The sequence below is a fragment of the Candidatus Bartonella washoeensis Sb944nv genome, assembly GCF_000278135.1.
GTDB classification, from domain to species: domain Bacteria; phylum Pseudomonadota; class Alphaproteobacteria; order Rhizobiales; family Rhizobiaceae; genus Bartonella; species Bartonella washoeensis.
Window position 1 is genome coordinate 251565 of sequence record NZ_JH725022.1, and the last position, 13062, is coordinate 264626.

The 13062-nt window shown below is 37.4% G+C and carries 10 protein-coding genes; 5 read left to right on the plus strand and 5 right to left on the minus strand.

Annotated features, from left to right (window positions below; genetic code table 11):
* Window positions 1–723: 723 nt before the first annotated feature.
* A complete protein-coding gene (tldD, locus tag MCQ_RS01085) occupies window positions 724–2142 on the minus strand; it encodes a metalloprotease TldD (RefSeq protein ID WP_006923026.1) in 1419 nt (472 codons plus the stop codon).
* A gap of 119 nt (window positions 2143–2261) precedes the next feature.
* Window positions 2262–2819, minus strand: coding sequence for an invasion associated locus B family protein (locus MCQ_RS01090; RefSeq protein ID WP_006923027.1), 558 nt, complete (start codon window positions 2817–2819; stop codon window positions 2262–2264).
* Window positions 2820–3210: 391 nt separating this feature from the next.
* Here MCQ_RS01090 and cyoE point away from each other — a divergent pair, with 391 nt between their 5' ends.
* The 4 genes from cyoE to rnhA all read left to right on the plus strand — a co-directional run bounded on the left by cyoE (window position 3211) and on the right by rnhA (window position 6837).
* Window positions 3211–4146 (plus strand): heme o synthase, encoded by a 936-nt coding sequence (gene cyoE / locus MCQ_RS01095; protein WP_006923028.1) that lies wholly within the window; start codon window positions 3211–3213, stop codon window positions 4144–4146.
* 202 nt (window positions 4147–4348) lie between these two features.
* Window positions 4349–5344 (plus strand): 4-hydroxy-3-methylbut-2-enyl diphosphate reductase, encoded by a 996-nt coding sequence (gene ispH / locus MCQ_RS01100; RefSeq protein WP_006923029.1) that lies wholly within the window; start codon window positions 4349–4351, stop codon window positions 5342–5344.
* 60 nt (window positions 5345–5404) lie between these two features.
* Window positions 5405–6364, plus strand: a complete 960-nt coding sequence (locus MCQ_RS01105; RefSeq protein WP_006923030.1) for a homoserine kinase — start codon at window positions 5405–5407, stop codon at window positions 6362–6364.
* Window positions 6365–6369: 5 nt separating this feature from the next.
* The gene (rnhA, locus tag MCQ_RS01110) at window positions 6370–6837 is read left to right on the plus strand and encodes a ribonuclease HI (RefSeq protein WP_006923031.1); all 468 of its coding nucleotides are present in this window, start codon (window positions 6370–6372) and stop codon (window positions 6835–6837) included.
* 27 nt (window positions 6838–6864) lie between these two features.
* Here the strand turns inward: rnhA and MCQ_RS01115 are convergent, their stop codons facing one another.
* Entirely contained in the window at window positions 6865–7743 is an 879-nt protein-coding gene (locus MCQ_RS01115) for a protein-disulfide reductase DsbD domain-containing protein (protein WP_006923032.1), read from the minus strand.
* A 71-nt stretch (window positions 7744–7814) separates the two neighbouring features.
* Here MCQ_RS01115 and MCQ_RS01120 point away from each other — a divergent pair, with 71 nt between their 5' ends.
* Window positions 7815–8399, plus strand: a complete 585-nt coding sequence (locus MCQ_RS01120; protein WP_006923033.1) for a YqgE/AlgH family protein — start codon at window positions 7815–7817, stop codon at window positions 8397–8399.
* A 60-nt stretch (window positions 8400–8459) separates the two neighbouring features.
* On the opposite strand, the gene MCQ_RS01125 is transcribed toward MCQ_RS01120, so the two are convergent.
* A complete protein-coding gene (locus MCQ_RS01125) occupies window positions 8460–11333 on the minus strand; it encodes an EAL domain-containing protein (protein ID WP_006923034.1) in 2874 nt (957 codons plus the stop codon).
* A 440-nt stretch (window positions 11334–11773) separates the two neighbouring features.
* Complete coding sequence (locus tag MCQ_RS01130) at window positions 11774–13048, minus strand: M16 family metallopeptidase (protein WP_006923035.1); 1275 nt, start codon at window positions 13046–13048, stop codon at window positions 11774–11776.
* Window positions 13049–13062: the final 14 nt, after the last annotated feature.

Below are 13062 nucleotides of genomic sequence, written 5' to 3' on the forward strand. Positions count from 1 at the left end.
GCTTTATTGGGGATAAGTCTTTGGGATGCATATGAAGGCTAAAAAATATCTCTGTCGTTTTATTGAAGGTATTCATGATGTTTTAAAATGGTGAGAGCTTTTTCTTATTCTCAGATAAGTGGCGTAGCATCCATAAACTTTATGAATCTAGTATCAGAAAGGGATCTATCTTTGCGGTGTGGAAGCATTTACAAAGGATTGGTTGTGATGGAGATGCTGTGAGGATTGATATCCCTTTTCTCTAGCCTTATCCCTACGCTGGAAGCTATAGATAAGTTTAGCATGCAAGGGAAGGGGTGGGAAGAAAGAGAAGATTTATTACAAAGATTCATGCTGTGATGAATGTTTTAGAGCTGATTTTTACCTTTTATTCGTTCTAGAAAATTTGAGTGATATTTTCCAAACATCGCAGCTTGTTGCAGGGGATAAAAATACAAAAGCTATTGCTAATAAAGTCATGCTCAGATGCATGAAAAGAAAGGGAGAAAGTAAACAATTGTATTGCTGTTCTTCTTTCTCACTCAAATAAGAAAACACTGCCGAATAATGATAAACATCTTTACAAATACAAAGAAGATCGTCTTGTCGGATTCTTCTTCAATAAACGTCACCACTTTAGATGCATCTTCTAGCGATTAGATAAAAAAGCTTCTTCTTTTATGGGATTGCGGATCTATGTTTCAATCGCCCTCTAGATGAGGAAATTATTTGTACAGAATGAGTTTATGAAAGTGCTGTTCCACCAATTGTCATATTATTGATTCGTAGATGAGGTTGCCCGACACCAACAGGGACATTTTGTCCAGCTTTTCCACACATACCAATGCCATTATCAAGTTTGCTATCATTCCCAATCATTGTAATGCGTTTCATAGCTTCTGGTCCATTTCCAATAAGGGTTGCACCTTTGATTGGTGCTATAATTTTGCCATTCTCTACTCGATAAGCTTCAGTACATTCAAAGACGAATTTTCCAGAAGTGATATCAACTTGTCCGCCACCAAATGAAACAGCATAAATACCATTTTTTAGTGAGGAGAGAATTTCTTCAGGTGTTTTATCTCCTCCCAACATTATCGTATTTGTCATCCGTGGCATTGGTGCATATGCATAGGATTCACGCCGTCCATTTCCAGTTGGATTAACACCCATAAGTCGAGCATTGAGTCTATCTTGCATAAAGCCAACAAGTTTTCCATCTTCAATAAGAACATTATATCCTGATGGTGTGCCTTCATCATCGACAGTAAGTGAACCACGGCATTCGGGAATTGTACCATCATCAACGACTGTTACGCCTTTTGCGGCAATTTGTTTGCCTAAAAGTTCAGCGAAAGCAGATGTTTTTTTGCGGTTAAAATCCCCTTCCAATCCATGACCTACGGCTTCATGAAGCATAACGCCGGGCCATCCATTAGCTAAGACAACATCAAATGTTCCTGCTGGTGCTGGTTCTGCTTCTAGGTTTATTAAAGCCATACGCAAAGCCTCATCGGCAGCTTTTTTCCAATTTTCTTCGCTAATGAATTTGCTAAATGCTTGCCGGCCACCACATCCATAGAAACCATTTTCACGCCGATCCCCCTCAGCTGCAACCACCGATATAGAAAGTCGCACAAGAGGGCGGATATCACGAACAAGGTACCCATCAGCACGTAAAATTTCAACATGCTGGAGTGAACCGGAAAGAGAAACAGTGACTTGATGCAATTTATCATTTTTTTTACGTAAATAAGCATCAATGTTTTGCAGAAGTGTACTTTTTTCTTCGAATGATGGAGTATCAAGAGGGTTATGTGGTTGATAGAGTCTTTTGTTTGTTTGTTGAGGTGCTGCACTATAAGATCCTACATGATTATTATAGGTAACAGCTTTAGCCGCTTCACTGGCACGTTTGAGCGCTGCAGCTGATAATTCACTAGAATGAGCATATCCAGTAGCCTCTCCAGCAACAATTCGTAGACCAAATCCCATATCTTGATGAAATGAGCCATTTTTAAGCTGTCCATTATCAAACAAAAGAGTTTCACTTTCTGTATACTCAAGGTAAAGTTCACCGTCGTCAGCATTGTGAAGAGATTCTTGTACAAGTGATTGCACTTTAGATGAGGCAATATCAAAATAGTCAATCAGGGATTTCATAGTGGCTATCCTATATTTTTATGGTGTCTAGAAGATTTCCATTTGTTTTGTTTGAGAAGCTATAAAATGAGCTATAGTATAAGATTTTATTGGTCAATATATGTTAATTCTATATTGTATTATCTTGGTAAAGTTGCATAAGCATCACTAAGTCCTTGGAGATCAATAATGCCTCCGATTGCTTGCTCGGGAGTTGTGAAGATGAAATAGGTTGCTCTTTTACCTTTTAAAAACAGTTGTAGTATATCTTCTTTAAGAAGAGCTTCAGCAACGCAATTATCACCAAGACAACGACGATATTCCATTTTCCCCATATCTTTATCGTCAATTTTGATTCCAACACCAAGGCGCAATTCAACACGAATTGGAACAAAAACACGCATCAAAGCTCCTTGATTTTTAGGGAGTTTATAAAACGTAACACGGAAGCTAATATCATGGCGATTTTTTGTGTATACGTTTTGTACAACTTCACATTGTATGTTAGGTGTACCCGGTGGCAAAGAACAAACTTTTGTCCATGCACCGTAAGTTTGTGGAGCAGGGACATTTTGCGTGTTGGATGTTTGTGCAACGGCGTAATTGGTAGAAATATTACAAAGTGTATAAATAACAACACCAATAAAGAAAGTTTTTTTTAGCAATTTATAAAGTATCACAGAAAACCTTACCCTCATCAACACTAAGCACTCGTGCAGTGAGTTATATAAAAAGTGAATTTTCAAACAAAAATTATAACACAAAACCGGTATCTACCAAAACATATTAATCCATAGACACAAAAGAAAAATTGAAAAAAACAGTATCTTATAGGAGAAAAAGATTTGAACATTGCTTTAGAATGTTTGCTAGGTTGTATTTTGTTTTTATGATACGTTTTTAATGAATGTAAAAAATGTGTATTGAAAAAATGTATTTTTATTGCAAATGCTTCTATCTGTTTTTAATGAATGCGTATAAGAGGACTATCCTCTATGTTCTCAAAAGTACTCATATTAATTGGTCATTCGTATATACGAGACAATATTTGCTTGTGTATGACAGAGGAAAAAAAGGGTTTTGAGGGGAATGTCTGTTTCAGAAGAATTACCGGCTGACAATGGTAAATTGCTCCGTCCAGAATCTAGTATTTATGATTATATCACGTTATTGAAACCACGGGTTATGTCGCTTGTTGTATTTACAGCTATGGTTGGATTGCTTGTATCACCTGTTTCTATAAATCCATTGTATGGTTTCTTAGCAATTTTGTGTATTGCTGTAGGTGGTGGTGGTGCTGGAGCACTTAATATGTGGTATGATGCTGATATTGATGCAGTGATGGAACGTACTAAAAATCGCCCTGTTCCTAGCGGTAAAATCAGCTCCAAGAAGGCATTTTTTTTTGGCATGGCTCTTTCTATGCTTTCGGTATTGATTATGGGAAGCTTCATTAATTGGTTTGCAGCATTTCTTCTTGCGTTTACCATCTTCTTTTATATTGTTGTCTATACAATTTGGCTAAAACGTATAACGCCACAAAATATTGTTATTGGTGGTGCAGCTGGAGCCTTCCCACCTATGATTGGATGGGTTGCAGCAACGGGTACGGTGAATATTGAGAGTTTTTTATTATTTTTAATCATTTTTATGTGGACCCCCCCACATTTTTGGTCCCTTTCTTTATTTTCATCTCTTGATTATGATGCAGCGGGTATTCCTATGATGCCTAATGTACGAGGAGAATATTCAACAAAAAAACAGATTTTATTTTATACTATCCTTATGACAATATGCGCCGCTGGACCTTTTATGAGTGGTTTTGCAGGGGTTGCCTATGGTATTTTTTCGACAATTTTGAGCATCATCTTTATTTATTTTGCCTATCGTTTATGGAAAACTGATACGCATGACTCAACTATTTTATTGGCAAAAAAAACGTTTTTCTTTTCGTTATTTTATTTGGCCGCTATATTCGGAGCTCTTTTAATTGAATCTCTAGTTTGGAGGTTTTTCATCTCTTAAATCTGATGCAGCCAAGCAACGAAAATTAAAAATTGTGTTTTAATAAAGTACAAAAATAACCTAAAAAAGGTTGGAATGTTGTGTCATAGAGGAGGGAGTGTTTCGTAATTTTTACTACCCTATCTATTATACTGCCTGCATGATGTATAGCAATAGTAAGTTGAGGTATATGATAAAGTCTATAGATATCAAGGGATAAATTATGTTAGAATTTTCTTCTTTAACAATGCGGCTTTGTAGTCCGAGGGGGTTTTGTGCTGGAGTTGATCGTGCGATTCAGATTGTTATTCTTGCGTTAAAAAAATATGGTGCTCCAGTCTATGTTCGTCATGAGATTGTACACAATCGTTATGTAGTTGAGGGTTTGCAGCAGCGTGGAGCTATTTTTGTTGAAGAGCTTAATGAGATTCCAGAAGAGCATCGTAGTCAACCCGTTGTATTTTCTGCCCATGGGGTACCAAAATCGGTACCAGAAGAAGCACGTCGATATAATCTGCTATATCTTGATGCAACATGTCCTTTGGTTTCTAAGGTTCATAAACAAGCGATAAGACATCAACGACATGGCCGTCATGTCATATTGATTGGTCATTCTGGTCATCCAGAGGTCATAGGAACAATGGGACAGCTTGAAAAAGGGGCTGTTACATTAATTGAGACAGTAAAGGATGCTTTATATTATCAACCAGATGATCCGCAAAAATTGGGATTTGTCACGCAAACAACACTTTCTGTTGAAGATACAGCGGAGATTCTTGATGTATTGCAACGGCGTTTTCCTATGTTAGAATCACCGGCAGCTGAATCAATTTGCTATGCTACTACGAATCGGCAAGAAGCTGTTAAAGCGGCAGCGCTGGGAAGTGATCTATTTTTAATTGTCGGTGCACCAAATTCTTCTAATTCACGACGTTTGGTAGAAGTTGCTGAGAGATTTGGTGCGCGCCAAGCTATTTTAGTGCAAGGTGTTAACGAAATTGATTTTGATCGTCTTGGAGCTCTTTCGGTCGTAAGTCTCTCAGCTGGTGCATCCGCTCCTGAAGTTATTGTTAATGAAATTATTACAGCTTTTCGTAAGCGTTATGACGTTAGAATAGAATTAACTGAAACTGCAGTAGAAACGGAGACATTTTTAGTTAATAGGGAATTGCGTGATGTCATTTTGACCCCTAAAGATATGGCTTTCGTTAATGGTTGAGCTAAGTCGTTAACAAATGAAAATGATGAGACATAAAGGGGTAAAAACGAAAGCAAAATAATGGCAGTTTATACTGATATTCATCAGAATGATTTGAAGAAATTTTTAACACGTTATTCGATAGGTTCACTTCTGTCCTATCAAGGCATAGCGGAGGGTATCGAGAATTCTAATTTTATGCTTTATACAACTGAAGGGAAGTTTATTTTAACGCTTTATGAAAAACGTATTTCAAAAGGTGATTTGCCTTTTTTTTGTAGTCTTATGCAACATTTAGGGCGGCGTGGAATTCCTTGCCCTCAACCGGTAATTCAAAGTGATGGGACAATAATCGGAGAATTAGCAGGACGTCCTGCTGCTATTATTACTTTTCTGGAAGGAATGTGGGTTCGTCAAGCCGATGTATATCATTGCTGTAAAGTGGGTAGTAGTTTAGCGCAATTGCATTTAGCAGGACAGGATTTTTCGCTTAACCGTAGGAATACTCTTTCTCTTGTCGATTGGAAACTATTATGGGAAAATTGTCAAACAAAGGAAGATATGTTGCTGAAAGAGTTTGGAAGAAAAATTGATACCGAGTTGGCTTTTTTAGAAAAAAATTGGCCGTCGAATTTGCCAACAGGTATTATTCATGCCGATTTATTTAATGATAATGTATTTTTTTTGAATCGTCGTCTTTCTGGTATTATAGACTTCTATTTTGCTTGTACTGATTTTTGGGCCTATGATTTAGCTATCTGTTTGAATGCTTGGTGTTTTGAACAGGACCATTCCTATAATCTTGCTAAAGCACGTGGGCTATTGGAAAATTATCAAAAGATAAGGTCATTGACGCCTTTAGAATTGAACGCAATTGTTTTTTTGGTGCGTGGTGCAGCTTTACGCTTTTTACTCACGCGTCTTTATGATTGGTTTAATACACCGCCCGGTAGTTTTGTTGTTAAGAAAGATCCGTGGGAATATTGGCACAAGCTTTGTTTTTTCAGTAATGTAAGTTCGCTGAGTGAATTAGGTTTTTGAATTTTATGTTAAATAAGCAAAAAATCGTCGAAATTTATACAGATGGTGCTTGCTCAGGTAATCCTGGAGTTGGAGGGTGGGGAGCAATTTTACGCTGGAATAGTCATGAACGTGAGCTTTATGGTGGAGAAGCACAAACAACCAACAATCAAATGGAACTGATGGCAGCAATTTGTGCATTGAAGGCACTTAAAGAATCTTGTTTTGTCGATCTTTATACGGACTCAGTTTATGTGCGCAACGGTATATCTTTATGGCTTGAAGGATGGAAGAAGAATAATTGGCGTACTGTATCAAAAAAAGCTGTTAAAAATAGAGAGTTATGGCAAACTCTTGAGGAGGTTTGTTCGCGTCATACTGTCAGATGGCACTGGATAAAAGGCCATGCTGGCCACCCAGATAATGAACGTGCAGACACGCTTGCACGTAAAGCAATTGCAGAATATCGTGAAAACGGATATTTTTTAGTATAGTTTTTGTTTGGAAAGTTTGCTCTTTTATCACGGAGTAGCAGGAGGATTTGATTTCTTAAGGAGTTTGAATGTACCACTTAATGCGTGATCTTTAAAGGAAACTGTATAAAAAACTGTTTGGTTTTTTTCATCTGGTATGAAATAAATCGGGGCGCTAAAAACTGTACACTCAACCTTATCACTTACTTTTTTTGCTGGTCCAATTTGCATTTCTCCTCCATCTAAAAAGAGAGAGATAGGTGTAATTTTACTATTATTTTGTATTTTGATGAAAAGGGTTTTGTTATTTTTTTCAGCATTTATTTTTAATGCATGATTGGTTGTGCGGGGTAAGGTATCTTGAGCCTTCTGTAACAAGGATGAAGGGAGACGTTTGTTTTTTTCAATCGATGAAGAAAAATTAAAGTTAACAGTAAATGGAAGACAGATTTCATTACATAATCCAAGAGTTAAAGAACCAGTTAAATTATTGTGTGCGTTGGAAATAGTAAAAGGCAATAAAACCTTATTTTTATAACCTATTGACCAATCATTTTCTGTTTCATAAAGTTGTGGTGTAGGATAAAATATTTCATAAGAAACCTGTTGCTCGAAATTAAAAAATGGTGCCATACCTGAATTTCCTGGATTACGCCAGTACGTTTTCCATCCAGGTTTAAGTGTAATTTCAATAATACCGTTTCTTATTCCAGAGAGAGATGGGGTGGTGATAGCTATTCTGATGCGGCCACCATCTGATTCATACCAAGGTGTTGCAAGAAGATATGATTTTTGTTTTGTTTGAGCGCTTAAAGAGAAGCTAAGTAATCCTAAAAATACGAATATTAAATTTAGAGTAATTAAGAGTTTTTTATGAAAGAAAGTTGATATACTTTGTAAGTTTAGAAATATTTGAATTTTTTTCATTGGAGATTTATTTTCTTATTTTATGAATTGAATTCAGTTTTAACATGTAAATTATGGAGAATGACAGATTGATGAAGCAGTGTAATGGCTTTTTAGGTGGGCAGTTACTCATAGCAATGCCTGGGATGAATGACAAACGCTTTATTCGTTCTGTTATTTATGTTTGTGCACATTCTGATGCTGGTGCTATGGGCATTATTCTCAATCAATTGCACCATATTAATTTTCCTGAGCTTTTGCTTCATCTTGGGATAATAAACAGTGCCCAAAAAAAACATCTTTCTGAACCGATAAAAAATTTTCCCGTACGCTATGGTGGCCCTGTTGATCTTTCCCGTGGTTTTGTGCTCCATTCAGATGATTATGCTTGTGAAGAAACTGTTCTTGTTGCAGATAAGATCTGCTTTACTGCAACGATTGATATATTAAAAGCGATCAGTTGCGAAAAAGGCCCTCAACATGCCTTGATAGCACTAGGTTATGCTGGATGGAAAGCAGGACAGCTCGAGGCAGAAATTTCCACAAACGGTTGGTTAATCAGCCCTACATCGCCTAGTTTTCTTTTTGAAAGCAATTTAAGTTGCAAGTATGATGAAAGTTTAATTCGCATGGGAATTAATCCGACTTATCTTGCTTCTGAAATGGGTCATGCGTAAAGAGTTTCACTATTTCACAAATTTAGTATTAAACAGTGTCCTATCTACGAGGTCTTAATTTTAATAAGGGAAGTGATTTTGAACGAGAGTAATTAATTCTTCGATGGCAATTGGCTTAGTAACGAGTGTGCTTTGAACATATTTACAGCCTTCTTGACGTAGGAATATCGCTTCTTTTTCATTTTCAACGCCTTCTGCGATGATTTGCAAATTAAGGTCAGTCGCTATGTTGATAATGGACTTGAGAACCAGTTTTTTCTTGAGAGAATCGATTGCGATAAGCGAACGATCCAATTTAACCATGTCGAATGGATAACGGACGAGATAGGCAAGTGATGAATAACCTGTTCCAAAATTATCCAATGCGAGATTCATTCCTAGTGCTTTAATTTGTTCAAGAAAGTGTGCTGATTGTTCAGGATTTTTTCTCAAGACAAACTCAGATATTTCTATCATCAAGCTTCCTTTATTGAGTGGGTAGCGAAGCAGAGTGGAACGCAATTGACTTATAAAGCGAGGATGAACCATTTCGGCGCTTGGTAAATTGATTGAAATAAAAAAAGATTTTTGGAAAAATTTTTCTTGTATATTTGTAAGATCAATAACGGCATTATCAATAATAAATTGTGCCAAATCCATAACGATTTGTTCGTTTTCTACGATCTTGATAAAATCAGAGACATTTAAATTTCCATAATTTGGATGATGCCATTCTACAATTGTCTCAAAACCAATAATGTGTCCGTCTGATAAATTAAGAATAGGATGATAGAGGATTTTTATTTCATTACGTTTTATGGCATGATGAATGTCTTGCACCATAGTGTTATGCTCGAGGCCTAAAGTGCGAAAATTAGGGCGAAAAGGTTCAATATGGTTGCCACCCATTTGTTTTGCACGGATCATTGCGAGTTCGCTATCATTTAAAATATCTTTAGCAGTCGACCTACTTTCACTCCACGTGACCAGTCCAATTGATGTTGAAAGCGTTATTTTTCTTTCTGTAAGTGAAATAGGGGCTGAGATTGTTTTGTGCAAATGATCGGCAAATGCTGCAATTTTCTGTGGTTCAGTTTCACTGAGTAAAATGATTGCAAAACGATCTGCGGAAAGACGTGACAAGGTATCTTGAAAGTTAATAAGACGACTCAAACGGCGCGCTATAATGAGCAGTACAGTATCACCAACAGCTATACCTAGTTTGCGATTAATTTGACGGAAATTGTCAAAGTCAATCATAAAGACGGTTGGTTTAATTTTGATATTTGCTTTAGCCAACGAAGTGTAGTTTTGTAGTCTATCGAAAAAAATTTGTTGGTTAGGGAGTCCCGTTAAGCTGTCGTAAATTGCATCATGCAATAAGCGTTCTTCGGCTTTTTTGTGGTTAGTAATATTGACAATGGTCCCAATGACACGCGTGATTTTTCCATCTTTTTGCATAGCTGGGCGTGCACGGAGAGAAAACCAATGATAATAGCCACCACCGGAAGAAAGTCGAAAAATTTGATCAATGCGTCCCTTTTTATTTTTAAGAATGATATCCAATATGGCTTGAAAGCGTTCACGGTCATCATGGTGCAAAGCTGAAATCCAGTTACGCATAGGTCCATTAAGTTTGTGGGTTCCGGTACCAAAGAGGGATGCCATCTCTGGATGAACAACAATATGATCACGTTCGACATTCCAGTCCCAGATAATATTTCCAGCTCCCTTTGCTGCTAGCACTTGTTGTTCAAGGTCAGAAAATATTCCTTCATGGAAAGCATCATTGGAAAAAGTTTGTTGCATGACAGTAAAGCTAATGAGAAGAACAATGAGCACCAATCCGCCTGCTAGAGCTGGTTGTATAATATCATTGTCTAAATGTCCCGCTATGCAGGTATAAGCTCCAAAACACCAAAAACTAATAAGCAACCATGTTGGGATAAGCATGATTGCACGGTCATAGCTTCTGATCGAAAAATAGCTAATTAAGAGTGTACCAATCACGGTGGTGAGTGCAAATGACAAACGGGCGATTCCAGCTGCTCTGGTTGGATCATAAATAGCAAAGGTTCCCAGACCACAAAGAGCTATGGTCCAAGCGATTGCGCCATAACTAAAATGATAGTGCCAGCGATTAAGACATAAGTAGGTGAAGAGAAAAATGAAAAGTGTAGCAGCAAGCGCTACTTCTGTTCCAGCACGCCAGATTGGTTGCGTTGTTAATGTAACGGCAAAGAATTTATTTAAAAAGTTAAAGTCAATACCAATATAAAAAAGGACCGCCCAAGCAACAGCAGCTGTTGCAGGAAAGAGTCCTGTTCCACGAACGACGAAGAGAACAGTTAATAAGAGCGCTAAAAGACCTGATATACCAAGAAGAATACCATGATAAAGCGTATAAGAATTGATTGCATCCTTGTAAGCTTCAGGTTGCCATAAATAGATTTGTGGTAGATTTGCAGAGTTAAGCTCGGCAACAAATGTAACGACAGTGCCAGGATTGAGTGTAATCCGAAAGATATCTGAGTTTGTACTGGCTTGGCGATCAAGGGAAAAGCCTTCGCTTGGAGTAATGGATTGAATCCGCGCTGATCCAAGATCAGGCCAAAGAAAACCTGAATGTGCCATGCGATAATGGGGGGCAACGATAAGGCGATCAATTTGTTCATCTGTTGGATTTGCAAGAGAAAATACTGCCCAGTTTCCAGAAAAATTTTCACTTTTTGCTTGGACCTCAATGCGCCATACAATACCATCTGGTCCTGGTGCTGTACTTGTTTGAAAGATAGGGCTGTTTGTATGGTGAATTTCGATTGCTTTTGAGAGATCAAGAGCAGCATCTTGAGAAGAAATTTTAACTGGCTCAATTGCTTGTGCTGACGTCAAGTGGACAAAAGAGCTGACTATTAAAACAAAAATGATATAAATTATTTTACGCAAACTCGTCACAATGTCTTACTCTCAATTTTTTTTGATGTTTAATTTTAACTTAGATTTTAAAAAAAATACGTCCACCTTTTACAATTTGTTTTACATAACAAGCGGCTATCATTTTCTTTTGAAAAAGTTACACGATTTTACACAAAGATAAATCAGATATCTGTTTTCTTCAGCAGGCTTTTAAATTTATGAGACTTTATATTTTTGGAGAGAAAAATTAAGCCATTAGTTTTCAGATCTCGCGTTACATCTTCATTTATTAGATTCTTTAGCACATGGAGCGTAAATTGAGTAGTTTTGTATACCTCTTTGATAAATATTTCCCAAACTTATTAAGTTGTGATGAATTTTAGCATAAGACATGTGCATGTCATGACGCCGTTATTTTTAAAAATACTTTTTTATATCCCAATATACTCTAAAGTGTTTGGAAAAAACTATATTGAATCTTACTTTATATTATATAAAAGAGTTGATGTTAAATCATCAAAATTCATGAGAGGACCAACAGGCCCGACAGCTGCTAATGTCGGAGTGGAATTAATAAAAAGACGATCAGCTAAATCAGTTAATCTTTGGGTGGTAATGAGTTCTAAGCGTTCAATTGTTTCAGATATGGGAATTGGTCGACCATAAAGAAGCATTTGGCGAGCAATGAGCTGCGCCTGACTGGATGGATTTTCCTGTGACATTGTGAGGTTAGCACGATATTGTGCTTGTGCTCGTTGAAGTTCATTAGCATGAATGTTTTTGCTTGCCTTAGAGAGTTCATCAAGAATCACAGGAAGCAACTCCTTTAATCCCTCTTGTCCGGTGGCGGCGTGAATGCCAAAAAGTCCAATATCTGAAAAGCCCCAATGAAAAGCATAAATAGAATAACATAATCCACGTTTTTCTCTTACTTCTTGGAAAAGACGTGATGACATGCCTCCACCAAGAATAATTGAAAGAATTTGGGCAGCATAAAAGTCACGAGCATGATAGGCACGCCCTTCAAAACCAAGAACAATTTGTGTGTCCATTAAATCGCGATATTCACGAAAATCGCCACCGACATAATTCGCAAGGTTTGTAAGAGGAGCTGTTGAATGAGAACGAAAAGTGCTAAGACGGCTTTCGACTTCTTGCAGGAAATTTTCGTGTTGTACAGCTCCTGCCGCAACCACAATCATACGGTCTGCGCTATATTGTTTATTCATGAAATTATGAAGATCAGCAGATGTAAATGATTGAATTGTTTTGGGGGTCCCTAAAATAGAGCGACCAAGCGACTGATGGCGAAAGGCTGTTTCAGTAAAGTGATCAAAAACAACATCATCAGGAACATCGCGAGCAGCACCAATTTCCTGAAAAATCACTTGTTTTTCTCGTTCTAATTCATCTTCATCAAATTTTGAAAACATCAAAATATCGGCTAGAATATCAATAGCCAGTGGGATATCATCTTTAAGTACGCGTGCGAAATAGGCAGTGGTTTCAGTACTGGTGGTAGCATTGATTTCGCCGCCAACATCTTCAATATCAGTTGCAATCTGAAAAGCTGTGCGGTTTTCGGTTCCTTTGAAAGCCATGTGTTCAAGGAGATGTGCGATGCCATGTTGTGTAAAGGTTTCGTTGCGTGAGCCTACTTTAACCCATATTCCGAGCGCTACACTATCAATTTGTTGCATTGTCTGTGTGGCAATAGTCAAACCGTTACTCAGGCGACTGATATCTACACCCATGTGCTTACGACTCC

What these genes read in the sequence shown, in the direction of transcription:
- tldD (WP_006923026.1), bottom strand. Translation starts at nt 2,142, where the DNA reads ATGAAATCCCTGATTGACTATTTTGATATTGCCTCATCTAAAGTGCAA.
- MCQ_RS01090 (WP_006923027.1), bottom strand. Translation starts at nt 2,819, where the DNA reads ATGAGGGTAAGGTTTTCTGTGATACTTTATAAATTGCTAAAAAAAACT.
- cyoE (WP_006923028.1), top strand. Translation starts at nt 3,211, where the DNA reads ATGTCTGTTTCAGAAGAATTACCGGCTGACAATGGTAAATTGCTCCGT.
- ispH (WP_006923029.1), top strand. Translation starts at nt 4,349, where the DNA reads ATGTTAGAATTTTCTTCTTTAACAATGCGGCTTTGTAGTCCGAGGGGG.
- MCQ_RS01105 (WP_006923030.1), top strand. Translation starts at nt 5,405, where the DNA reads ATGGCAGTTTATACTGATATTCATCAGAATGATTTGAAGAAATTTTTA.
- rnhA (WP_006923031.1), top strand. Translation starts at nt 6,370, where the DNA reads ATGTTAAATAAGCAAAAAATCGTCGAAATTTATACAGATGGTGCTTGC.
- MCQ_RS01115 (WP_006923032.1), bottom strand. Translation starts at nt 7,743, where the DNA reads ATGAAAAAAATTCAAATATTTCTAAACTTACAAAGTATATCAACTTTC.
- MCQ_RS01120 (WP_006923033.1), top strand. Translation starts at nt 7,815, where the DNA reads ATGAAGCAGTGTAATGGCTTTTTAGGTGGGCAGTTACTCATAGCAATG.
- MCQ_RS01130 (WP_006923035.1), bottom strand. Translation starts at nt 13,048, where the DNA reads ATGGGTGTAGATATCAGTCGCCTGAGTAACGGTTTGACTATTGCCACA.